This window comes from Vibrio sp. NC2 (genome assembly GCF_025195005.1).
Taxonomy (GTDB): Bacteria; Pseudomonadota; Gammaproteobacteria; order Enterobacterales; family Vibrionaceae; genus Vibrio; species Vibrio splendidus.
On the sequence record NZ_JANVFC010000001.1, the window covers coordinates 14,985 to 39,628 of the forward strand.

Below are 24,644 nucleotides of genomic sequence, written 5' to 3' on the forward strand. Positions count from 1 at the left end.
AAAAGGGTTGGTATTAATACCAACCCTTTTAATTATATTTTTGATGAGTACTCGGTTAGAACTTAACTTGGTAGTTTACATTGTAAGTTCGGCCACGACCTTTGTAGTCATACGCTGCTGAGTCGTAATGTGACGCGTAGACGATTTGAGCACGTTGACCCCAAATGGTGGTGTAGTCTTTATTCAGTAGGTTTTGAATACCGAAACCTAAGCTCCCCACTGGAAGCTGGTAGGTACCAACTAAGTCAAAGGCGGTATAGCCGTTAAGTTTGTTTTGATTGTCATCTTCGTAATCAAACATCGTTTGGCTTTGTACTTTCACAGATAGGTCTGTGTCATACCAGCCAGCCCAAGCGTTGGCTTTTGAAGTGCTTGCCTCACCAGCCGTAAAGTCTTCCCAGCCATCATCGCCTTTCACTTCTGAAATCACGTAGTGACCTGATGCGCCTATCTGAATGTTCTCATGCACCCAGTAAGATGCCATCGCTTCTAAACCATAGACACGCTTTTTATCGTCGATTTCTTCGATAAGTAGTGTGTTCTTGTCGTATTTAACTGATTTATCAGATTGTGAATAGTACGCCGCGGTTTGCAGGTTAAAATCACCATTATCAAGGCGGTAACCTAACTCAAAGCTGTTGGTTTTGATGCCAGACATTTTCGAGTCATTAACGTTGATGCTGTCGTTAAGTTTCCAGTGATCGCCAACTAGGGTGTAGTCGCCTTGTCCGTAGTATTTCGCTGGGTCAGCAAGATCAAAACCTTGTGAGAAGTTTGCCCATACTTGAGATTCGTTGGTGAGGTGGTAGATCGTACCGAGATTAAATAGACCAACGCTGTAATCGGTTTCACCGCCAGGTACTGCGTCGGCTGTAGTGCCGTTGCCAGCTGCAATTTTCTTCTGTTGGCTGTAGCCAACAAAATCATCAATCTTGTTAGACATGTATTGGTAGCGGAATCCACCTTCTACCGTCCAGTCATTCGTGATCGCATAATCAGATTGAACAAAGCCCGCGATAGAGCTGACTTTAACCCCAGCGTAACGGCCGACTTTCGCGTAAGTTTTGTTGATCAAGTTACCTGAATTGTTCGCAATCGTCGGATCGTAAAGCGCTTGGTTGCTGTCTAGTTGGTCTTGATACGCATCGATACCATAGACAACATTGAATTTATTGAAGCTCTTAGCCAGTGCTGTTTTTAATGCAATAACATCGGTAATTTGCTGACCAGAAGATTGGAAATAAGGTGTGTAAGTTTGGTCTTCTTTACGGTACGAAGCTTCAGCAATCAACTGATGGCCAAGGAACTGATCATCGACGTAAGAGGCGCTAAGCATAATACGTTCGGTGCCATGTTCACGGTCAGAATCAAAGCCTTTACGTACGTCAACAAAGTCGCGGCCGACAATGTACAGGCCGTAAGGTGAGTCTTGTTGGCTATCGTAATATTGTGCAAGGAAGTTGAGTTTCTTCGTGTCAGAGAGGTTCACGCCTACCGTCGTTAGGAAGTCGACCGTCTTATTGAACTGTAGTGAGCCTTGAGAAATATCAGGGGTAACGATGTCGCCATTAGCATCGAAAAAGCCTTGTGTTTCGGTGTAAACCACAGAGGTGCGCGCTTGAACTTTGTCGTTACCGCCAGAGATAGATTGACCGACTTTGTAATCGAAATCTTCACCAGAATTAAAGCCAGTTGAGCCTCCAACAAAGGATTCAAACTCTAACTCTTCGCCTTGCGCTTTTTTGGTGATGATGTTGATCACACCGCCTGAAGCTCCTGCACCATAAATTGAAGTTGCACCAGACAGTACTTCGATTCGTTCAATGTTAAATGGGTCGATGGAGTCTAAGTGACGGCTTATTGGACGAGATGATTGCAGTGATACGCCATCAATCATAACGAGCATCTTACGGCCACGCAGATTCTGACCATAGTTAGTACGAGCACCGCTGCTTACATCTAGAGAGGGAATGCTTGCCGATAGAATCTCGCCTAGTGATTTACCACCACGATATTCCTGTTCAATTTTATCGGAGTCGATGTACCAAACGGTACCCGGAATGTCACTGATCGCTTTAGGAGTACGACTAGAGACAACCACCATTTTGTCTTCGGTTGTGTATTCTTGTGCTTGGGCTGTAAACACTGTGTTGGCTGCGACAATCGCTAGCGCAACAGTGGAAAGCTTGAAACTTCCTTTTTCGGTTTTCATTTTGTTCTCAATCTTGATCAATAAAAGGCTGCACAAAGACTCATATCTGTGCGGTGACTTTGTTGTTTTTATAAGTAATTAAGCATTCATCTTTACTGGTCAGTAATAAATGAAGCCTCTTAAATTAGAAAAGAGGTGAACGGTGGTCATTACTTATGACCTTAAACATACTCATCTCGATATCTTCCAAGCTTGTATACGTTCACGTTCATGTCACTTAAACGACAATCAATTCAAAACAAAAGTACGAAGCATTATCGTTAAGCTTATCAATTCTAAATAAGAATCATTATTATTGTGTTTTTGTTGCGAAAATACAATATGAAAGTGCAATTTTATTTTATAGATTTGGAATCAGTGGTTGGGCGACGTTGTTAGCCGTAGAAGAAAAGTAGGGTTAGAGCCTTGTGCTGTATGTGTTGAAGTGGGCGCTAAGCCTATAATTTAACGGGTGCTAATCGTAGGTGTTATCGTGAGAGTCAGGAAGAAAATGATGTTTGTGACGATAGAGGGACACGATAGAGGGCAGCCATGATTTGACTGCCCAAGTGATTAACTGTTTTTTGCCATGATACTGTTGATTAAACTTTCTCGCTGTTCCATAGAGACATTCATTACGTCGTTGTAGGTGCGTTTCATGACGCGAATATCATTTTCCAGTAGCTGAGCTAGCTTTGTTGATGCTACGTGGTTGTTACCTTCAAGTACTAGTTCAATGATCTCTAGGCGTCGCTGACACGATTTAATGACTGATGATTGGATGTGCATCGAAACCAGATCGGTCGCTTTACGAAGGCGATTATGTTGCTGCATGGTGCTCAATAAGAAGCGATTTCCTGAACATGCGGCAAGCTGCTCGTGAAACTCGGCACTGAGGCTAAAGAGTTGGCTGGCGTTAACAGATTCTGGGTTCGTAATGGCTTGCACATGGCGCTCTTGGCAGCCTTCCAGATCGGAACCATCAAGTATCCATGTTGGTTCGAGTAGGCCTGCTGGCTCAAAAATGAGTCGACATCGATAGCTTTCAGTGTGCCTTTCTAATGTATTTAAAACACCATCAAGCTGCCATTTGTATCCCGGGCTACGGCGAAAAATACCATCGTTTTCTAGTAGGCGCAGTACGCTTTGCATCTCACCACGGTTGGCATCATAACGTTGTTGCAGGTCTTTCTCGGAAAACGACTGACCTAATTCACTAAAGAATAAATCCATGAGTACACGCAGGTATAATTTTTCTTGGCGAGGTTGTTGGTCGTTGTCTTGGCCTGAAATTTCAATATCTGCTGCATCGGTTTGCAACACCGAACCCTTGTAAGGGACTACTTTAGTGATGCCTTGCGCTGACAAGTGCTTTAACACCGCTCGAATAGGGCTTCTCGATACTTCGAATTGTTGTGCCAATGACGATTCGTTCAGGCTGCTGCCCGCTTTCGCATTGTCGGCTTTTAGCCTCGCGATGACCTTGAATAACAAATCTTGTTGGAGCTTTGTAATTGTTGTTATGTCCATGACGCTCAGAGTATGTGTTTTATCTTGGTTTCATGGTAAACACAAAAAGGTTTAAATACCATAAATTGTGTTTCTGTAACCAAAAGACAATGCTGATAAGTTTGTTGGTAATTGAACGGTTTGTCGGTAATTGAATAGTTTGTTGGTTATTGATAAGTCTATTGGCAAGTGTGTTAATTAGGGGGCTAGAAGGGAGCCCCGCTTAAAGCCTTGACTTCAAACGGGGGAGCCGCGGGTAAAGTGACTTATAAATTGCGCCTATTTTCTCATTAGATAGAGGAAGTAACCGCCACCAAGCAGAGAGGCTAATAACCCCGCAGGGAATTGCCATGGGAACCATAATGTTCGGCCAATCCAGTCGGCAGCAACCATGATAATAGCGCCTAATAATGCTGCAGTGAGCATTTGAGGAATCGCGCGATATTGATGAAGCGAACGCGCCATGTGTGGCGCCAATAATCCAATGAAACTCAATGGCCCAATTACGATGGTGCACAGAGTTGTTAGTGCCGCGACTAGCAAAAGCAAAGCCAATCGAACAGCGGTTGTGTTCATACCTAGGCTGCTTGTGGTGACGTCACCTAAGTTAATCAGCTCAATCCAGCGATTCAAAGACAGCGCCACTGCACTTACGATGGCAACACCAACGGCGAGCAAAATAACATCTTGATTAGCGACTAAATAAGTCGAGCCTGAAAGCCAAGTGAGGAGCGCGGTTGCATTCTCATTGCCCGAGCTCATTGTGATGCGCAGTAGAGCGTCGAGCCCCGCACTTAGCGCGATGCCCGTTAACAAGGTTTGCGTTGGGGCGAAATTGTGTTTTCTACCCATCAACCAAACCAATGCCGTCACCGACGTCGCGCCTAGCGTGCCGAGCAGCATTTGCTCTTCTCGGCTGACAGCTGTGCCAAATAGTGTGCCGAGCACTAACGCCAGAGCAGCCCCTGAGCTGATCCCCAATACTTCGGGGCTCGCCATCGGGTTGTTTGAGATACGTTGAATAATTGTGCCTGCAAACGCAAGCCCGATACCGGCTAATAACGCAACCAACACACGAGGTATACGCAGATCGAATAGCGATGGGTTGAGTTCAACATTCCAACCGAACTGGTTTTTACCTACTGTAAGGGCAAGAACACACATTACCATCAACAGCACTGACATCACGGTCAGTACTTTACGCGTACTGACGAATTTGTAGTGCTCAATGGTTTCACTGCGATTTTTGAGGTCGGACTGCAGCTTAGTGCGCTGCAGTAACCACAATAAGAAGGGAGCACCAAGCAGCGCCGTCATTGCGCCAGTAGGGAGCAGTTCGCCACCAAAGCCGGAGAATGGCTGAATCACTAAGTCCACAATTAATAGAATGAAGCTACCCACCAACCCACTGACTAGAATCTGTTTCGCCAGTGCTCTTACACCGAGAAGCCTAGCGATAGCAGGAGCCACAATGCCAACGAATCCGATTAAGCCCACTTCACTGACCACGGCTGCGGTTATAAAAATGGCCAATGATAAGCAAAGCAATTTGATTTGTTTGATGTTGACACCAAGTGATGTCGCAACATTGTCACCGAATTGCAGCGCTGATAGTGGGCGTTGTAAAACCAGCAATAACAAAGTCGGTATAGAGACTAGCGGAAGTAAGATCTGCACGCTCGACCAGTCATTCTGATTCAGTACACCGGCGCCCCAAACAAAAATACTGGTAAGTCGTTGTTCATGCAACATGAGCAACATGGTGTTGAGTGAGCCTAAAAACAGGCTGACAACCATACCGGCTAACACCATGTGTAATGGCGAAAAGCCTCGTGCAGAACTTAAGGTAAAGACTAGGCCTGTTGCAAGGCAGCCCCCAATGAAAGCGGGAATAAACCCCGGGATCGCCAGGTTGGCAGGTATTAAAAGGATTCCCAACACCATGCCGAGTTCTGCGCCCGCAGCAACACCCAATGTGGTAGGTGAGGCGATGGGGTTACGCAGTACAAATTGCATCACACACCCAGCCACTGCCAGTGCGAAGCCACAAATGAGAGCGACGGCAAGCCTAGGTAAATAGGTGAGGTGAGTAATCAGATGCTGATAGTTTGAAGAATCAAAGTGAAACAGCGTATCCCAAATCAAGCCAACCCCTTGAGAGTAAGGAGCGGTAATTTGCAGTAGCGAGCTGATCAATAAAATAGCAGCGATAGGTAGCACAGCTGCCTTGATATTCAATCGTCCTGTGACGGTTTTTTCGAGCTTGATGGTAGCCATTATTTTTGGGTAAGCAGTTCTGTAATGTTGTCACTGAACCTTTGAGCGGCGATTAGCCCACCGAAGGTCCAGATAGTAGGAAGTTCGTAAACGGAGTCTGTGCGCGTAAACGCCATTGCTTGCCAAAGAGGAGATTGAGTCAGTTGCTTACGCTCTTCTTCCGTCAGTGGGCCAAAGATCATCACATTCGCCTGTTGGTGTTCCGCGAGCCTTTCAGTACCTGTGGTGCTAAAACCCCAGAGGTTGGTCTGCTCTTGCCAATCGTTTTTCAGACCCATGCTGCTGATGGTGGCTTGTGCTAATGAACCTTGGCTATGAATGCGTAACGTTTTGTCGTTGATAAAGCGCGCAAAGATCAGCGGTTTGTCTGAGTTGCCAGCGGCACGGACTTTTTCACCGTTATCGCTTAATCTGTTGCTTGTCTCATCAATCACTTGTTGGGCGCGTTGTTCTTTGTCGAACAGCTTGCCCAAAGATAAAGTGATGTTTGTTGCTGATTCAAGCGGCTGCTTTTTTTTACTGTAGATACTGTAAACCAATACCGGTGCGATTTTATTCAGTTGATGGTATGCCGCCGCCATATGTTCACTGATTAAAATGACATCGGGTTTTAGCTCCGTCAGCAGTTCTAGGTTTGGTTCGCGTCGAGACCCAACATCGGTCACGTTTGAGTTCAGTTCGGGTTTCACTACCCACTGTTGATAACCTTGTGCGTCTGCGACACCTTGCAACTCAACGCCTAGGCTCAATACGGTTTCGGTGAGTGCCCAATCTAAAGCCACCACTTTTTTAGGTGTTGCATCGAAAGAGGCACTGCCCATTTCATGTTTGATTTCTAGTGCGTGAGCGTTCTCTATAACAATGGCATTGAAAGCTAATACCGTGAACAGCATGGTGATGAACTTTTTCACAACAGGTACCTTTTTATTTAAGGGATGTAGCTGATAGGTTGCCCTGTCTCAGGGTGCTTAAAGAGCGCAAGTTCCATTCCGTAGATTTGCATCAGTGTTTCTGGTGTCATCAAATCTTTAGGCGAACCGGAGGCAATCACTTTTCCAGAATGAAGCGCAATCAAATGGTCACTGAATTTGGCGGCCATGTTGACATCATGAAGCACCATGATCACGGTTAAGCCGAGTGACTGATTAAGCTCTCTGATTAAAGCAAGTAATTCATGTTGGTGTGCCACATCGAGTGCTGAAGTTGGTTCATCAAGCAAAATACATTGGCTTTGCTGAGCAAGTAGCATTGCGACCCAAGCTCTTTGTCTTTCTCCGCCAGAAAGCGTTGCGACAAATCGGTCAGAAAAGGCGTTAAGCCCAACCTTTTCAATCGCTTCGTCTACAATGGCGTAGTCGTCTTTGCTGTAACGTCCAAACGCGCCTTTCCATGGGTAACGGCCAAAGCAAACCAGTTCACGAACGGTCACGCCATCAGTAATTGGTGGGTGCTGCGGCAGGTAGGCGACTTGGTGTGCAAATTCAAGGTTACTGTATGAGGCGAGGGGTTGCTCATTGAAGAGAACGTCACCTTCAGTTGGCGTGTTTTGTCGACTTAACAGTTTAATGAGTGTCGATTTGCCACATCCATTATGACCCAGCAAGGTGGTGACCTTCTTTGGTTCAAAGGTCAAAGTCGTTGGCGAAAGGATCTTCTTACCGTCGATTTCGAACGAGGCATTGGTAAGTGTGTACATAATGCAATATGAAGTTGAGTTATGGGCTGCTAGCCGCTAATGTAACACAGTGAAATAAAAATGATAATTATTCGCTAAATCAATCGACTTATCATTGTAGTATGCTCGTGCCCACTACGAGCTGACCAACCTTATCTAGCGCCTTCGATATTATGTCTGTTATACAAAACAAAAAATTTCAACTAATGGCTATTGGCCTTGCTTCGGCTCTTATGGGGATTGGACAAAATGGTTTACTCGTTTCACTGCCTTTTTTAGTGGAACAATCTGCTTTTAGTTTGCCAACATGGTCGATTCTTATCGCGGTAGGGAGCTTACTGTTTCTGCCATCCGCTCCATTTTGGGGAAGGTACAGTGATAAGCATGGCCCTAAAAAAGTGGTTATTCAGGCATTGGTTGGAATGGCGATTAGTTTTGCTCTACTGTTTTTTTTCGCCATGTTCAGTAGCAGTAGCAGTAGCAGTAGCAGTAGCAGTAGCAGCGGCCAGACATTATTAGTTTGTTTCATCGGTTTGCTGGTAGCTAGGATCATCTATGGTTGTACGGTTTCTGGAATGGTGCCCGCGAGTCAGCATTGGGCGTTGCTTCTGTGTGGTAAAAATAACCGTCTTCAGGCCATAACTTCGGTCAGTATCGGATTGAGTGCGGGAAGATTGATTGGGCCTCTTATCTCCATTCTGGTGTTAAAACTGTCGCCTTTTGCACCGCTGATGGTGATGATTCTGTTGCCTTGTGTGGCTTTAGTTGGCGCGATGTTATTGCCAGCACCGAAGATGGAAAGTGGACAAATTGAAGGTAGGGGACAATCTTCTTGGTTACCGAATAAAGCATTACTGCCTTTTTTATCTAGCGGGTTGTTGTTATGCGCGGCAGTAGCGTTACTGCAATACAGTTTTACTCCACTTATTTATTCGGTCACCCATTGGCCTACGGATCAATTAAGTGACGCGATCGGCATTCTGCTGACCATCAGTGCAGCATGTACATTTGCCACTCAAATCTTGGTCATCAAGAAGAGAAAACTGACGCCTTTTACTATGTACACTTGGGGATCGTTTGGCTTAGTGACGGGATTCTTGATGTTCCTGATACCCAATATTTGGGTGTTTGGCGTTGCGATGATGTTTGCAGCTGGTGGCGCAGCGTTGCTTGTTCCTGCTTACACTTTATTCGCAACCGAGAAGCAAAGCGACGCACCGGGCGCGGCTGCGGGCTATTTATCGATGTCTCATACCACGGGTTACGGCGTAGCATCTTTACTTGCGTTTACGTCGACACTTAGCCCTGTGTATCCTATTTACTTGTGTATAGTATTTGCCATGTTGATTCTGGCAATAACCTACTCTGTGAAAAGAAAGACAAGCGCTGATGCTGTAGAGCAACCCCAATGATGATCGTTTAAAAATGAGTGGGTTACGTACATTACTTGTCTGTTTTTAAATCCGACATGTTCTAATCGTGCATGGTTGAGTTATAAACCACATCCCCGCGTAACACCGTCATCAATACTTGAGTCTTAGCGATTTGTCTTGCTGACACTGTGGTGATGTCTCGGTCGAGAATAGCGAAGTCCGCCGATTTTCCTACCTCAATAGATCCAGTGATGTCGTCGATGCCCAAGCTAGAAGCGGCATTAATCGTGTAAGCGTCGATAGCCGTGTAGATATCGGTTAGGCCCGTTTTCCCCATGATTAAGCTGTTTGCGATACCGACTAAAGGGTTGATGTCGTGTACGTTCCAATCACTGCTTAATGTGATATTGGCGTCGGTCTTGAGTATTGCGTCTAAGTTCATCATGGCTTTGGCACGGCGAGCACCAAGAAAAGCTTCAGCCCATTGGTGTTGATGCCTTGTAACGTAATCAGAGCCGACTTGGAAATCTGCGGTCACGTCTAATTGGCGAAAACGTGGCACATCTTCATCATTGATTAATTCGACATGGGTTAGGGTGTAGGGCTTGGTTGAACCTTGTTTGCGAATGCTTTCTATCGCATTAAGCGATTCACGAACGGCACCATCACCAATGGCATGAATGTGGGCGCTAAAACCTATTTTTTCGAGCGCAGTTAGCCACTCTTTCATTTGTTCCGGCGGAATATAGTTCAAGCCATTAGGAGACAGGGGTAGATAAGTATCTAAGTAGGGTGCGAGCGTTTTGGCGGTGCCATTGATAAAGATGCCATCACTGTACATTTTCACCTGATCGACAAGTAGCAGACGACTTTTATCGTCGGAATACATCTTTTCAAAGACTTCTAATTGAGAAGGTATCGCCATCGATGGATACACCCAAGGGCGTAGCGAGACACGCGCCGTTAAGTCTTGATTTTGCTCGGCCTCTAGCCAAACGTCATACCAACCTCGTTTCCAATACATGCGGCCGTCGCCAATGGTGGTGATGCCGTGGGCTGCCGCTTCCTCAAGCCCGAACATTAACCCTTGGTAGCTTTGCTCAAACAGTTCGCTTTGGCTGTTCCAAGCCATCTCCATCACTTGATCGCCAGCATTGTCTAATAAGATGCCATTGAGCTTACCGCTGTCTTGGTCTTTTAAATAAGCGCCACCTTGTGGATCTGGCGATTGCTGGCTGATTCGGGCAATCTTCAGGGCTTTAGAGTTGACCCACATCGAGTGTGAAGTCTGCTCCATGATCACCACTGGGCGATCCGGGAAGATACTGTCGACGATCTCTAGTGGCGTGTAGTCAGAGTCGCTGTCGAGCGTGGCTTCCAAAGAAAAACCATAGCCCATAAGCCAACCTCTGCCATCGGTATCAGCATTGATCTTACACGCTTCTAAGTAGGGGATTTGCTCTTCTAATGTTGCTTCAGAGTCGAGTTCACAATTTCCACCCAGCTCTGAGGCGGCTTCAAACACATGGTTATGGTTGTCAATGAACCCCGGAAGGACAAAGGCATTTTCTAAGTCGATAACATCGGTACGTTGCCCTTGAAAAGTTTGTGCCTGCGATTGGTTACCGATGAAGATGATCTTGCCTTTGTGGGTAACGATCGAGTTCGACTCACGATGCCCGTATATATCTGCATTGGTAAATATCTGGTCTGCACTTTGGCTTTTAACGGCTGTTTGCGCTTGAACTGCTGTTTGTGTTTGAACTGCTGTTTGCGCTTGGACAACGGTGTTGGCTTGTGCAAGAACCGGCGCTGCGGCCGTTAAGCTTGCGAGTAATGCTATCCATGCAGTGCGTGGCAGCGTGAGCTTGTTGTCCATTATTATGTCTTCCATGTTCCACTGTTTAGTAAGTATAGAAGCGAGTGGCAAGTGTGAAACTCTACATGAATGACAAATAAAAGCCGCGATTAATCAATAAATTGTGTCTTGAACAAATCTTCAATCACGACTCTTGTTTTAGGCTTTCACGCAGATCTTTCTTATATTCGTCATAAGAGTTATAGCCATAGAATTTCCAGGTGTGGTCACCCTTAATATTGTGCCTGTAGGTGATCTCGCCGATCCACTGTTGACGTGTGGCAAGAATCATATCGCGAATTTTTAATAATAAAGTGTCCATAGTTGCTCTCCTGATTAAGTTCACTTGCAGTATATTTATCGGAGACGAAGAGAAGAGTACCGTCAGCGCAATGTTCAATACTTTTCAGTCAATGTGCTGATTTGGGTGGTTTGTTACGTATACTTTCAATATTAAAAAGTCATTGAGTATCGTAATGAAAGGTTACTTGGAAAAAGTGCCACAACGAGTTGGCATGTCTTGGCGCTATAAGAAAATTGTCGAGAACAGTAAAAGCTATGGTTGGCACCGACACGAAGAGTATGAGATAGCGATACATCGTCACTTTGCTGGCCATAGTTTTATTGGGCACCATCAAAGCGATGTGTTTCATAATCACATGATTTTGGTAGGGCCAGATTTGCCTCATGCTATTTATTCTGAAGAGAGCGCTGATGACCAACGAGTATGTGAAACGCACGTGGTTTGGTTTCGTAAAGACTGGATAGAGCCGTTGATAGACAGCTGTCGAGAGCTCGAACCGTTGCGTGCTTTGCTGGAAGATTCAAAGAAAGGATTGCAGTTCTCTCCCAGTTCGGCGGAGAAGGCAACGGAATTGTTAGATAGGGTGATGGAGAAACCGCCACACCAACAGTTACTCACCTTATTCTCATTGTTTTCGGTGTTACTTGATGACGAAGAGGTGGTGCAGTTGATTAACCCGATCTTTAAGGCCTGTGAAGGTGATGAGATCAGCGATAAGCTAAATAAGGTCGAAGCCTTCTTAATGAATCACTTCATTCAAGATATCTCGGTTAACGATTTAGCCAGTCACCTATACATCAGTGAGAGCAGTGTTAGGCGTTTATTTCAAAAGCATTATAAAGAGAGCTTCAGTCAACGGCTTAAAAAAATCAGGTTGAATGTCGCGTGTGACTTGCTGATTAATACGTCATTGCCTGTCAGTTTGATCTTGGAGAAAGTGGGATACGACAACCAAGCTAACTTCAATCGTCAGTTTAAATCCTATAAACAGGTGACACCGACTCAATATCGAATAGCAATGAAACGCCATTGATTCATTCGCAGACTAAACGATTCACATAAGATTCTGAATAAATTACAGTTAAGTGAACTATAAAAATGGATTTAACGTATTACCAAGGATGTAAGTTTATGTTTTCAAGAGACTTACTCGCATTACTAATAAAAACAAGTCGAGGTTAGGATGAAAAAAATATTATTGCTGCTTAGCGTGATCTTATTGGGTGGGTGTGTCGGCATGCCTGAAGCAGTAAAGCCCGTTCAACAGTTCGAGTTGGATAGATACTTAGGGAAATGGTACGAAGTGGCTCGTTTGGATCACTCGTTTGAGCGTGGCTTAGATAACATCAGTGCTGAGTACAGCCTTCGTGATGATGGCGGCGTGAAGGTAATAAACCGAGGTTATTCGGCGGAAGAAGGTGAATGGAACGAAGCGGAAGGCAAAGCGTATTTTGTTGAAGGTTCTGAACAAGGCTATTTGAAAGTGTCTTTCTTTGGCCCTTTCTACGGCGCTTATGTGGTGTTTGAATTGGACAAAGAGGGATACCAATATGCGTTTGTTTCTGGCCCAGACACCGATTACTTATGGCTGCTTTCAAGAACACCTGAGGTTGCACCAGAGGTCATGGAGAAATTCAAAGCGATGTCAAAAGAGCGCGGTTTCAATACTGACGAGTTGATTTTTGTGGAGCATGACAATAAGCCTAGTTCTTGATAACAGTTCTAATGCTTAGCTCTTGAGAACAGCTACATTTGATTGAAGAAAGGCACCGATGAGCAATTCAACGGTGCCTTTTTTGGTTTGGCTTTGTTCTTTGTGTTTGCTAGCTCGTTAAGTAACTAACGTTGTCGACGAACCTGCAAAACACTGAGTACCGATAGTGAAATGAAGAATGCTGGGTCGCTCCAGCCAAAGCCAACAAAGATTCCTGTAAACGCTGCATACAGTGTGATGATCGCGCCAAGCATATTCGTAACCACCAAACCTTGGATGAGCTTTTTAGCTGAGACGCCAGGTTCAATGTCTCTAAGCAACCAGCTTATCGCTGCGATACCACCCAAAAAGATACTGGTGTGTTGAGAGAGAAAGTAAGCGTACTTGTCATTAATTTCCACGCCATACATGGGCCACATTACCGTTGGCATAAAAAACAGTGCGATGGCAAACCCTGCGTAAATAATGCCGTGTAGGCTAAGAAAAGTTTTGTTGTTCATTACGTATCTCTCTACTTATTACTTAGCGACTTAGCGATTCAGTATCTTTGTTGTCATTCAGAGAATGAACAAGTTTGATTAACCGTTGATTGGGCCTTTATTAATGGTAGTTAATGGCTGATTGACGTCAAAAATCACCCCACGCACTTCCGCTACGCCCATCTCTTTTAAGCGAGCAGCGTGCATCGCCAGATAGGTTTCAGCACTCAGCTGATCTTCAAATAAGTAGACGCCGCCGCCCAGTTTTTCTGCTTCGTTCTCTGTCCAGATTTTCCAGATCATGCCCGGTTCGTTGTTAATAGACTTTGCTAGGTCAACGAGTGCGTTTGACATTTCTTCACCAAATGGGCCGCTAAATTCAAAATCGACTTGTAATAATTTCATGGTTATTTCTCCAAACAGTTACTTGGTATTGCGCTGAGACTCATGGTCATTTCGCAAAACATAGGAGGCTTGATTGCCTGTTGAAATAGATATTACCTGTAAAAAACAGACAGAAAAGTTCATAATATAGTTATTAACTGTCAGGATTTTAGACCGATGAGATTGAAAACCACCCTCGACCAATGGCAAACGCTTTACGAAATTGACCGTGCAGGCAGCATTCAGGCTGCGGCACTACAATTGAATAAGAGCCATACCACGCTGATTTATGCTTTGAGAAAATTGGAGGATCAATTGGGTGTGACTTTAGTGCAGGTTGAAGGTCGCAGGGCGGTATTGTCGGAGGATGGGAAATCACTGTTGCGCCGTGCGAGCAGTATGTTGGAACAAGCTCGCGAGCTAGAGTTGATCAGTGAACAGCTAGCGAAAGGTGTTGAGTCTGAAATTGTGGTTGCGGTTGATCACTTGTGCTGCCTTGAACGCCTTTATCAACCGATGGCTACATTTTTGACGGAGAACAGCACCACATCGATTCAAGTGATGGAAACGTCATTGTCTAAAACAACGGAAATGGTGACTCAAGAACTGGCTGATGTGGCTATCATCAACTTGCCTATTACTAATTACTCAGCCGAAGCCTTTGGTTTTACGATGATGGAGCCTGTCGTTGCTAGCTCACACCCGTTAGCAAGTGCCGTTTCAGTGTCGTTGAATCAACTGTCGTCTTTGCCACAAATTGTGGTGAGGGATTTAGGTACACGATCTAATCAAGGCACTAAAAGCCAAGGGAACAAACAGGATGTGGGCTGGTTGAAGTCGAGTCAGCGTATTACGGTGGATAATTTCGACCATGCGTTTGGCGCGGTAGAGCAGGGGGTTGGGTATTGTCGACTACCAAAGCACATTGTGGAAAGTCGAGGAAGTGACAAGCTAATGGTGTTGAATGTCGAAAATGGCAGTGGGTATCACGTTCCGCTGCACCTGACTTTACCAAAAGGAGCCAAGACAGGCCCAGCTGCTAAACGTTTCTATGAGTTACTTCTTGAGTCAGCTTCTAATGCGAGCTAACGGCGACATGAACCTTGAACGATTAACGAGGCTGATTGCCGTTTAAGAATAGCGCGACACATTCGCGAGTGTAGTGAAGTCTTTCTTCTTCAGATTCTCCGCTATCGTGTCCGAAGAATCCCCAATACGCTGACTTACCATGGAACATAAGCAGCAGTTGTCTGGCTGCAATGACTGGCGAGCTTGAAGTCGACAATGTGAGATCACCAGAGTCTATTTTTGACTGCAGGTAATCGGCGAGTAATTTTGTGGTTTTCTGAGGGCCAGTTTCTAAATAGATAGAGGCGATCTCTGGATGCGTATTCGCTTGGCTAATGGCATTTTGAAAGGTTTGTCTAGATTGTTCATCAAGTAATAAATCCTGAAACTTCACACCAAACTTCACCAACTCATCACCCACCGCAGCATCCATATCAAAGGCTGCAGGACTGAGTTCTCGCTCCGCACACTTGGTTTGCATGCAGGTTTCGAAAAGTTCGTCTTTGTTTTTAAAGTGAGAGTAGACCGTTTGCTTAGAAACGTTCGCTGCTTTGGCTATCTGATCCATATTGATCTTGAAGCCATGTTCAGAGAAAAGTTGGCTGGCTGCGGTTAAGATCTGCGATCTCTTCTGTTCACTCTTGATGATTTTAGTCACGTGCTTGCTTCTCGTTACTTAGTGTTGTCTCGTTACCTAGTTTGTCTCTTTGCTTGGTGCCTGTTGGTGCTCAGTTCTATGTGTCTCGTTTTACGCTAAGCATTATGCTTTTTGTGATGGTTTTATCAATCATTAACGATGAAACTTATTTTTAACATAATCAAACTAGACAGTCTAGTTTGATTTGGTTAGTCTAAAAAAAGAACATAATTGAGTACCGCATAGGAACAGTACGTATGTATAAATTGATGAAGGGAAGCGCAGTGGCAGTGGCGTTGTCGGCTTTTCTTGTTGGATGTGGCGAAAAGGAACAAGCCCAAGAGTCGGTTGATTCAACCGCTGAAACGGCATCGAGCGTCCAAACCATTTTAACGGTGGAAACGATGGCCTTGGCGCTGTCTTCCTCTTATGCAGTACAACGCGAATATGTCGGTGTGGTTAAGGCGGGTCAACAGGCTAATTTAGGTTTCGAACTGGCGGGCAAAATAAACGAGATTCTGGTGGATGTCGGTGACACAGTCACAACGGGTCAGCCGTTGATCAGACTGGATACCCAACTTTTGGAAACCGAGTCTAGCCAACTGAAAGCGCAGGCTGAAGAAGTCAAAGCTCAATTGAGTTTGGTGGCAGCGAACCTTAAACGTCAACGTTCATTGAAAGCGAAAGGCTTCAGTGCCGAAGCTGAGATTGATTCGTTAACCAGTGAGCAACGCGTATTGCAGGCGAACTTGCTGCGTATTGATGCCTCGGTAAAAGGCAATCAATTGAAGTTGGTGAAATCGACAGTTCGTGCGCCATATTCAGGGACCATCGCAACCCGCTATGTCTCGCTTGGAGATGTGGTGAATGTAGGGAATCCAACTCTTACACTGCTTGCCTCTGAAGGGAAAGAAGCCTTTATCGGTATTCCTGCCCATCAAATGAAAAAGGTTACTTCACTTTCCGCACCAAGTATTCGCGTCGGGCGAGATGAATTTGCTGTGAGTCTGTTGAATCCGGGCGCAATGGTTGACACACAGTCTCGTAGTGTCGGTTTGCGTTACTTGTTTCCAGAACAATCGTCGGTGTTAGAAGGGCAACTTGCCTATCTGAAATTTGATGAGCAGATTGATGACCAAGGCTACTGGGTGCCATTAACGGGTTTGATTGATGGATTGCGCGGTGTGTGGAACATCTTTGTGATTGGTGAAGACAACAAAGTTGAGCGCCGAAGTGTTCAGGTGTTGTTTGCCAACAATCAACAAGCGTACGTGAGTGGGGCGATTGAAGACGGTGAACAAGTGATTGCCAGTGGTTTACATCGTTTAGTTCCCGGACAAACCGTGAAGCCAGCAAGCGTTACTGCTGAATAGGAAATAGCATGAAAATCATAGAGACTATTTCCAACACGCGACTGCTTATCTTGATGACAGCACTGCTGATGGTGAGCGGCATTTCGGCGTTCATGACCTTGCCACGTGCAGAAGACCCAGTAATCATCAACCGTTATGCGAATATCACAACCAGTTTCCCCGGCGCCAGTGCCGAGCGTGTTGAAACCTTGGTTACTGAGGTTATCGAGAATAAACTCCGTGAACTGAGTGAAGTTAAACTCGTGAGCTCAACCTCTAGGCCGAGCGTATCAATTGTTACGCTAGAACTTAACGACACCATTACCGAGCCAGAACCCGTCTGGTCCCAAGCTCGCGACAAGTTATCTGACATCGAATCCATTTTGCCTGCGGGTGCTCAATCTCCCGATCTCGATAGCGACCATACCTATGCTTTCACGACCATCGCATCTCTAACTTGGTCTGGTGCAGGCGAGCCTGACCGATTAACCCTAGGGCGTTATGCTAAAGAGCTCGCCAAGCGGTTACGAACCTTGTCGGGTACTGAATTCGTTGATGAATACGGGATGCCACAAGAAGAGATTCAAATCAGTTTACGTACCGCAGATGCAGCCGCGTTGGGGCGCTCAAGTGCTAATATTGCTGAGTCGCTAGAAGGGGCCGACGCCAAGAACTCCGCCGGTGAATTGGTCAGTGCTTATTCTCGCTTTGGCTTAGAAATTAAATCTGAACTCGATTCTATTGAACGCATTAAGCAAGTGCCAATAGCCACTGATAGCAAAGGTCACATCATCCGTATGGAAGACATTGCTTCGGTGAAACGTGGTGAGAAAACCCCACAAGACCAGATTGCTATTATTGATGGTGAACCGGGTGTGATTGTCGCGGCAAGAATGCACCCTGATCTGCGAGTCGATAACTGGACGTCGCGAGCTAATGCTCTGATTGGTAAATTTGAGCAAGAGTTACCAAGTAACGTTAAGGTGACCGTGCTCTTTAATCAGCAAGGTTATACCGAAACTCGCTTAGACGATTTAGGCAAAAGCTTGATGATCGGTTTCGGTCTGATTTTGATTGTGTTGTTTGTCACTTTAGGCGTGCGTGCCGCGATCTTAGTCGCCATTTCTCTGCCGTTAACCTCATTATTGACCTTGTCGATCATGAAAATGACTGGTGTGCCGATTAACCAAATGTCGGTGACGGGCCTAATTGTGGCGCTCGGGATCATGGTTGATAACGCGGTGGTGATGGTTGATACCATTCAAGCGTATCGTTTGAAAGGGCAACAACGAGCTGAAGCGACCATGAATGCGTTGAAGCATTTATGGGTGCCGTTATTAGGCTCAACCTTAACTACCGTGTTGGCGTTTGCCCCGATTATCTTGATGCCGGGTGCATCAGGTGAGTTCGTGGGGGGAATTGCGATTACCGTTTCTTTCTCATTGATCGGCTCTTACATTATCTCGCACACCTTAATCGCAGGGTTGGCGACCAAGCTACTGCCCAAGCAACTCAGTGATGTCGACAAGAAAGGACAGCACCATTGGTACATGACCGGCTTAAGAATCCCGGCTTTGACGCGCTGGTTCTCGTCTTCTGTCCGCTTTGGTGTCACGCATCCAATTATCACGATTGCTTTGGTGTTGTTGGTTCCGTTTACCGGTTACTGGAGTATGTCTCAGCTGACTGAGCAATTCTTCCCGCCATCAGACCGAGACATGTTTGAGATTCAGGTTTACATGCCGCCGCAAGCGAGCATTTACGCCACTAAAAACACCTCTGAGAAAATTGACGATATCATTCATCGTTACCCTGAAGTAGAGCGTATCGATTGGCTAGTGGGCGCAAACTTCCCATCCTTCTATTACAACCTGCAAGCAAGGCAAAATAACGCGCCGTACTTCTCGCAAGCCATGGTGAAAACAGAGAACTTTGACCAAGCCAATGCGCTAATTCCACAGTTGCAAAAGGTGTTGGATGAAGAGGTGCCGGAAGCACAAATCTTGGTACGTAAGCTTAACCAAGGGCCTCCATTTACCGCGCCCGTTGAACTGCGAGTGTATGGTGAAAACCTCGATACGTTGAAAGCGATTGGTGAGGATGTGCGATTGATTTTGGCGGGTGTTCCTCATGTGACGCACACAAGGGAAACGCTGCAACCAGGTACTCCGAAGGTGTGGTTGAAGGTCGATGAAGACACCGCAAAGCTGAATGGTATTTCATTGAACCAGTTCGCAGGTATGCTGCAAACTACGTTGACAGGTCGTGAAAGTGGTTCTGTGATTGAAGGCAGTGAGTCGGTACCAATCCGTGTTCGTGTCGCGGATGATGCGCGTGAAAATCTAGCGCACTTAAGCAATATTCGTTTGCCAATCAGTTCTGATGTTTATTCGACAGGTATTAACGTATCGACACTGGCCGAACTTGAACTGACCACAAGTCGTGGAGCGATTACCCGTAGAAATGGGCAACGTGTGAATACCATTGAGGGCTACATTGAAGCGGGAGTCTTGCCTCAAACCGTGCTCAATGAATTCCAAAAACGCCTAGAAAGTTATCAGATGCCATCGGGTTATACGATTGGTTTTGGTGGTGAATCCGCTGAACGAGACAATTCAGTCAACAGCCTGATCTCGAATGTCGCAGTCGTGGTGGTATTGATGGTGTTGGTGGTGGTGATGTCGTTCAACTCGTTCCGAATGAGTAGCATCATCTTCATGGTAGCAGGATTGGCTGGTGGGTTAGGGTTGTTGTCGGTGTGGATTTTCGGTTACCCATTTGGTTTTACGGTGATCATCGCGATGCTCGGCATTGCAGGTTTGGCGATCAACGCGGCCATTGTCATTCTGACGGAATTAAAGCTAGACAAGGAGGCTTCCTCTGGGAATGTTGATGCAGTCGTTGATGCCGTTATGTCGTGTACTCGACATATCAGTTCAACCACGATTACAACCGTGGGGGGCTTTATGCCATTGATCATCGCTGGTGGCGGTTTCTGGCCTCCTTTTGCGGTCGCTATTGTGGGCGGTACCGTGTTAACCACGCTTATTTCGTTTTACTTTGTGCCGGTGGTTTATCATTTAATGACTAAAAATCAGCGAAAAACCATCGCTACTCAAGCGGCATAACTGTTTTTCAATTTAACGCATCTTCAATTTAACTGCTCTTCAATTTAGCTACTCTTCAATTGCCCATAATCGAGCCGTATCTGGCTCGATTATGGTGTTGTTATTCTCGATAAATTCATCCCAATTCCTACCTTTTTGTTGTGCTTTTCACCGTTATTACGCCCTCAATTAGTCAAATTATCCTTTCTGTTAGCCACAATATTCTTTCTGTTAGTCATTATATTCTTTCAATTCGTCACATTAGTGCATCGATGAATGCTTGATTATCTTGTTGGTGAATGGGTGTGGGTTTTGAATAATCTAACCAGTGAATACCTTGTAAATGGTATGTGAATTCACAATTTTGACGGGCGTCACACTTCTATTTATTCGCTCTTTCTAATGTACCTTGAACTTGCCCCGAGCTTTAGTGGTGAGTGAGTGTTTATCTACTTTTTCTAAACCCCTTGTCAGTACTGGCTCCACCTGTGTAGCACGCTATTGGTGTGTGTCTTAATCGCTTACTGCTTCTTAGTTTTCGTCTTCATAAATGGAAGGTTAGTTTCCAAGTTTGTTTGGTGAGCTTTCAATTTCAACTCTTCATAATGCGCCAAATGTAACAATGTATTTCAAAGTGTAACAATTAAGTCATGTTTTCTGTGTGGTTTTAACTCAGCAGTAACGAACCTTACTTGCATTGCTTTTTGAGATGCGGCGTTTCACATGCTCAACACATAAATATTCTAATGATCATGACAACCAGTACTCAGACGTTCGTTCTGAGGCTGGATAACCATCGAGAAAGTTAATGGAAGCTTCAAGATATAAACGCATTTTATCGAGGACAAATTTGTCGAAGATTAGTTTGCTGGGAACCGTTCTGATGCTCGAAGGATGTAACTCCGCATTGCTCGACCCAAAAGGTAGCGTTGGCGTTCAGGAAAAAGAGCTGATTATCACGGCTCTGTTGCTGATGTTGATTGTCGTCATCCCAGTGATTCTGATGACCATCTACTTTGCTTACCGATACCGCGAGAGCAATACCACGGAAGAGTATGCACCTGACTGGGCACACTCAACCAAGATTGAAATAGTGGTATGGACGATTCCAATCATCATTATTGCGATTCTGGCCACCATCACTTGGCGAACAACACACGAATTAGAGCCATCAAAGCCTCTGGTGAGTGACGTTAAGCCTATGGTGATCGAAGTGGTCTCTCTGGACTGGAAATGGCTGTTCATCTATCCGGAGCAAAACATTGCGACGGTTAACTATGTTGCGTTCCCGAAAGATGTTCCGGTGACGTTTAAGCTGACTTCAGACAACATCATGAACGCGTTCTTTATCCCGCGTCTTGGTTCGCAGATCTACGCGATGCCAGGAATGGTGACCAAGCTGAATTTGATCGCGAACCACGAAGGTGACTTCAAAGGTTTTGCATCGAACTACAGTGGTAAAGGGTTCTCTCAAATGAAATTCACCGCATCAGCCATGCCTGATCAAGTGGCGTTTTTAAACTGGGTGGAGAAAGTGAAAGCAAGTCCTGATCGTATTGAAGATTGGGAGCAGTTCCGTTCATTGGCCGCGCCAAGTGTGGCTGAACCTGTGACTCTGTTTTCTAGTATCCCACCATTTTTATTCACTGATGTCGTGACCCAGCACCCTGGTTCAATGAACTGTTTGCCGGAAACCCAAGGATAATCGTCATGTTTGGAAGATTAACTCTAGACTCAATTCCCTACCACGAACCCATTATTTTGATCACCTTAACCATGATCGCTTTAGTGGGTAGTTTAGTGGTGTATGCGGTAACAAAAGCCGGTAAGTGGCAATACCTATGGAATGAATGGTTTACGTCTGTAGACCACAAAAAACTAGGCTTCATGTACATTGCGGTCGCGATGGTGATGTTAGTTCGTGGCTTCGCCGATGCGGTGATGATGCGCAGTCAGCAATTGCTTTCTGCAGCTGGTGAGACTGGCTATTTACCGCCACATCATTACGACCAAATCTTCACGGCTCACGGCGTGATCATGATTTTCTTCGTAGCGATGCCTCTGGTTATCGGCTTGATGAACATCATCGTGCCGCTGCAAATTGGCGCTCGTGATGTTGCATTCCCTTATCTGAATAACTTGAGCTTCTGGCTATTTGTGGTGGGTATTATCCTAACCAACATGTCGCTTGGCTTGGGTGAGTTTGGCCGTACGGGTTGGTTGGCGTATCCGCCGTTGTCTGGCATTGAGGCGAGCCCGGGAGTCGGGGTCGATTATTGGATATGGGCACTGCAAATATCCGGTGTGGGTACCACGTTAACGGGTGTGAACTTCTTCGCGACTATTTTGCGCATGCGTACTCCATCTATGCCAATGATGAAGATGCCAGTGTTCACTTGGGCATCTCTGTGTGCCAACATCCTGATCATCATCTCTTTCCCAATCCTAACGGTCACCATCGCGTTACTGACTTTGGATAGATACATCGGCACGCACTTCTTCACCAATGACCTTGGTGGCAACGTGATGATGTATGTGAACTTGATTTGGGCATGGGGACACCCTGAGGTGTACATCCTAATTTTGCCTATCTTCGGTGTGTTCTCTGAAGTAACTGCAACCTTCTCTCGTAAAAAACTGTTTGGTTATACCTCGCTGGTATGGGCGACGGTGGCTATCACTATTTTAGCGTTTGTGGTTTGGCTGCATCACTTCTTCACCATGGGGTCTGGCGCCAATGTGAATGCCTTCTTCGGCATCGCGACCATGATTATCTCTATCCCAACCGGGGTTAAGATCTTCAACTGGCTATTCACAATGTACAAAGGTCGTATCCGCTTTACCACACCAATGATGTGGACGGTCGGTTTCCTAATCACCTTCACCGTTGGTGGTATGACGGGCGTATTGATGGCGGTTCCGGGTGCGGATTTCATTCTGCATAACTCGGTATTCCTGATTGCTCACTTCCACAACGTAATCATCGGTGGCGTGGTCTTCGGCTGTTTTGCTGCAATTGGTTACTGGTTCCCGAAAGCGACCGGATTCACTCTGAACGAGCTTTGGGGAAAACGCGCATTCTACTGCTGGATCATCGGTTTCTTGATGGCGTTCTTGCCGCTTTACGCTCTGGGCTTTATGGGCATGACACGTCGTTTGAGCCAAGACATCAACCCGGAGTTCTTCCCACTACTGGCGGTTGCGGCTGCAGGTACGGGCGTGATTGCGATGGGTGTGGTGTGTCAGTTCGTGCAGATTTACGTGAGTGTTCGTGACCGCGACCAAAACCGAGATCTAACCGGTGACCCGTGGGGCGGACGTACCTTTGAATGGGCAACGTCTTCACCACCGCCGTTCTATAACTTTGCAAAACTGCCTAAGGGCGATGAGATCGATTCGTTCTGGTATCAAAAGCAAAGTGGCGAGTTTGATCCAACTCAGGAAGAAGAATACGAACGTATTCACATGCCGAAGAACACACCGACAGGCATTTATGTGTCTGCATGGGCGTTGGCATTTGGCTTCGCAATGATCTGGTACATCTGGTGGCTAGCGGCTGCAAGCTTAGTGGGCATCGTGGTGACGTGTATTCAACACAGCTACAACGACGATGTGGACTACTACGTGGAAGTTGAAGAGATCAAAGCGATTGAAGCGGCTCGACGTGCGCAGCTTGAAGAAGCAAAGAAACAGTCAGTGAAAGGCGACAACTCTGGTCGTGGTAACAGCGCTGACGGTGATGCTGATAGTGATAACAACGACAATAAAGATGACTTGGAGACGACGTATGCAAGCTAATACTCCGTCACACACTTATGATCTTGCACATTCGCATGATCATCACCACGAAGCTGCGGGCAACAAGTTGTTTGGCTTCTGGGTTTACTTGATGAGTGACTGTGTCCTGTTTGCCACGCTTTTCGCGACTTATGCCGTGCTTGAGAGTGGATCAATTGCAGGGCCGACAGGTAAAGACATCTTTGAACTGCCGTTCGTGTTTGTCGAAACCATGATGCTGCTGTTCAGTAGTATCACATTCGGTTTTGGCATGATTGCGATGAAGCGCAAAGACGTGACTGGACTGAAGCGCTGGATCAAAGTGACTTTCGTATTGGGCTTAGCCTTTATCTGTATGGAAGTGTATGAGTTCCATCATTTGATTGCAGAAGGTTATGGCCCTCAAGAAAGTGCATTCCTTTCTGCGTTCTTTACCTTGGTTGGCACACACGGTTTGCACGTAACGTTTGGTCTGATTTGGATGGCGGTGGCTTATCACCAGCTTTCAACCAAAGGTTTGAACGACAACATGTCGATGCGCTTCCAGTGCTTGAGCTTGTTTTGGCACTTCCTTGATATCGTTTGGATTTGTGTATTTACCATCGTGTACTTAATGGGGGTGATGTAATGGAACAGCATCTAGACAGTGGTGCAACGGATTATGTGAAAGGCTTTATTGCGTCACTGATTCTCACCATTATTCCGTTCTACATCGTGTGGGCGCATGTGTTACCAAGCACAGAAACGTACGTGATCTTGTTCGGCTGCGCGTTGGTGCAAATCTTTGTGCACTTTAAGTACTTTCTACATATGGAAGCGAAATCTTCCGATGGGCGTTGGAACTTGGTGTCACTGATGTTTACCGCCATTGTTGTATTGATTCTTATCGCTGGCTCGGTATGGATCATCTACAACATGAACGTCAACATGAAGTTGTAG

Annotated in this window: 20 protein-coding genes; 10 read left to right on the forward strand and 10 right to left on the reverse strand. The window is 45.8% G+C overall.

Annotated features, from left to right (window positions below; translation table 11 throughout):
* Positions 1-55 precede the first annotated feature (55 nt).
* From NX845_RS00070 to NX845_RS00090, 5 genes are all read right to left on the reverse strand, one after another.
* Positions 56-2,212 carry a TonB-dependent receptor gene (locus NX845_RS00070; protein ID WP_065681170.1) on the reverse strand — a complete coding sequence of 719 codons (2,157 nt, stop codon included), beginning with the start codon at positions 2,210-2,212 and terminating at the stop codon, positions 56-58.
* A gap of 552 nt (positions 2,213-2,764) precedes the next feature.
* The gene (locus tag NX845_RS00075) at positions 2,765-3,721 is read right to left on the reverse strand and encodes a GntR family transcriptional regulator (RefSeq protein WP_017086131.1); all 957 of its coding nucleotides are present in this window, start codon (positions 3,719-3,721) and stop codon (positions 2,765-2,767) included.
* A 258-nt stretch (positions 3,722-3,979) separates the two neighbouring features.
* Positions 3,980-5,977, reverse strand: coding sequence for a Fe(3+)-hydroxamate ABC transporter permease FhuB (fhuB, locus tag NX845_RS00080; protein ID WP_065681171.1), 1,998 nt, complete (start codon positions 5,975-5,977; stop codon positions 3,980-3,982).
* Positions 5,977-6,888 carry an ABC transporter substrate-binding protein gene (locus tag NX845_RS00085; protein WP_004736320.1) on the reverse strand — a complete coding sequence of 304 codons (912 nt, stop codon included), beginning with the start codon at positions 6,886-6,888 and terminating at the stop codon, positions 5,977-5,979. Before NX845_RS00085 ends, fhuB begins: the two co-directional genes overlap by 1 nt.
* Positions 6,889-6,905: 17 nt before the next feature.
* Positions 6,906-7,673 carry an ABC transporter ATP-binding protein gene (locus NX845_RS00090; protein ID WP_004736319.1) on the reverse strand — a complete coding sequence of 256 codons (768 nt, stop codon included), beginning with the start codon at positions 7,671-7,673 and terminating at the stop codon, positions 6,906-6,908.
* 152 nt (positions 7,674-7,825) lie between these two features.
* On the opposite strand from NX845_RS00090, the gene NX845_RS00095 reads away from it, so the two are divergent.
* Positions 7,826-9,064, forward strand: a complete 1,239-nt coding sequence (locus tag NX845_RS00095) for an MFS transporter (RefSeq protein ID WP_260256392.1) — start codon at positions 7,826-7,828, stop codon at positions 9,062-9,064.
* Between the two features lie 61 nt (positions 9,065-9,125).
* Here the strand turns inward: NX845_RS00095 and NX845_RS00100 are convergent, their stop codons facing one another.
* Together NX845_RS00100 and NX845_RS00105 are read right to left on the reverse strand one after the other, a co-directional pair.
* A complete protein-coding gene (locus NX845_RS00100) occupies positions 9,126-10,904 on the reverse strand; it encodes an amidohydrolase (RefSeq protein ID WP_065681173.1) in 1,779 nt (592 codons plus the stop codon).
* Between the two features lie 124 nt (positions 10,905-11,028).
* Positions 11,029-11,205 carry a hypothetical protein gene (locus tag NX845_RS00105; RefSeq protein WP_175400130.1) on the reverse strand — a complete coding sequence of 59 codons (177 nt, stop codon included), beginning with the start codon at positions 11,203-11,205 and terminating at the stop codon, positions 11,029-11,031.
* Between the two features lie 154 nt (positions 11,206-11,359).
* Here NX845_RS00105 and NX845_RS00110 point away from each other — a divergent pair, with 154 nt between their 5' ends.
* The gene (locus tag NX845_RS00110; RefSeq protein WP_065681174.1) at positions 11,360-12,220 is read left to right on the forward strand and encodes an AraC family transcriptional regulator; all 861 of its coding nucleotides are present in this window, start codon (positions 11,360-11,362) and stop codon (positions 12,218-12,220) included.
* A 150-nt stretch (positions 12,221-12,370) separates the two neighbouring features.
* Positions 12,371-12,901 (forward strand): lipocalin family protein, encoded by a 531-nt coding sequence (locus NX845_RS00115; RefSeq protein ID WP_102500381.1) that lies wholly within the window; start codon positions 12,371-12,373, stop codon positions 12,899-12,901.
* A gap of 125 nt (positions 12,902-13,026) precedes the next feature.
* Here the strand turns inward: NX845_RS00115 and NX845_RS00120 are convergent, their stop codons facing one another.
* Positions 13,027-13,401, reverse strand: a complete 375-nt coding sequence (locus tag NX845_RS00120; RefSeq protein WP_102452907.1) for a hypothetical protein — start codon at positions 13,399-13,401, stop codon at positions 13,027-13,029.
* A gap of 78 nt (positions 13,402-13,479) precedes the next feature.
* Positions 13,480-13,785 (reverse strand): monooxygenase, encoded by a 306-nt coding sequence (locus NX845_RS00125; protein ID WP_017089138.1) that lies wholly within the window; start codon positions 13,783-13,785, stop codon positions 13,480-13,482.
* A 156-nt stretch (positions 13,786-13,941) separates the two neighbouring features.
* Between NX845_RS00125 and NX845_RS00130 the strand changes: the two genes are divergently transcribed.
* Positions 13,942-14,853, forward strand: a complete 912-nt coding sequence (locus NX845_RS00130) for a LysR family transcriptional regulator (RefSeq protein ID WP_260256393.1) — start codon at positions 13,942-13,944, stop codon at positions 14,851-14,853.
* 22 nt (positions 14,854-14,875) lie between these two features.
* Here NX845_RS00130 and NX845_RS00135 read toward each other — a convergent pair whose 3' ends face one another.
* Complete coding sequence (locus NX845_RS00135; protein ID WP_004736309.1) at positions 14,876-15,490, reverse strand: TetR/AcrR family transcriptional regulator; 615 nt, start codon at positions 15,488-15,490, stop codon at positions 14,876-14,878.
* A 236-nt stretch (positions 15,491-15,726) separates the two neighbouring features.
* On the opposite strand from NX845_RS00135, the gene NX845_RS00140 reads away from it, so the two are divergent.
* The 6 genes from NX845_RS00140 (at position 15,727) to cyoD (ending at position 24,644) form a co-directional block, all read left to right on the forward strand.
* Entirely contained in the window at positions 15,727-16,842 is a 1,116-nt protein-coding gene (locus NX845_RS00140) for an efflux RND transporter periplasmic adaptor subunit (protein WP_102491468.1), read from the forward strand.
* An 8-nt stretch (positions 16,843-16,850) separates the two neighbouring features.
* Positions 16,851-19,949, forward strand: coding sequence for an efflux RND transporter permease subunit (locus NX845_RS00145; RefSeq protein WP_260256396.1), 3,099 nt, complete (start codon positions 16,851-16,853; stop codon positions 19,947-19,949).
* Positions 19,950-20,736: 787 nt separating this feature from the next.
* Positions 20,737-21,633: a ubiquinol oxidase subunit II gene (cyoA, locus tag NX845_RS00150; RefSeq protein ID WP_260256398.1), complete on the forward strand. Its 897-nt coding sequence runs from the start codon at positions 20,737-20,739 to the stop codon at positions 21,631-21,633.
* A 5-nt stretch (positions 21,634-21,638) separates the two neighbouring features.
* On the forward strand, positions 21,639-23,726 hold the full coding sequence (gene cyoB, locus NX845_RS00155) for a cytochrome o ubiquinol oxidase subunit I (protein ID WP_108112117.1): 2,088 nt from the start codon (positions 21,639-21,641) through the stop codon (positions 23,724-23,726).
* A complete protein-coding gene (cyoC, locus tag NX845_RS00160) occupies positions 23,716-24,333 on the forward strand; it encodes a cytochrome o ubiquinol oxidase subunit III (RefSeq protein WP_010439790.1) in 618 nt (205 codons plus the stop codon). Before cyoB ends, cyoC begins: the two co-directional genes overlap by 11 nt.
* Positions 24,333-24,644: a cytochrome o ubiquinol oxidase subunit IV gene (cyoD, locus tag NX845_RS00165; RefSeq protein ID WP_004736302.1), complete on the forward strand. Its 312-nt coding sequence runs from the start codon at positions 24,333-24,335 to the stop codon at positions 24,642-24,644. The genes cyoC and cyoD overlap by 1 nt, the downstream gene beginning before the upstream one ends.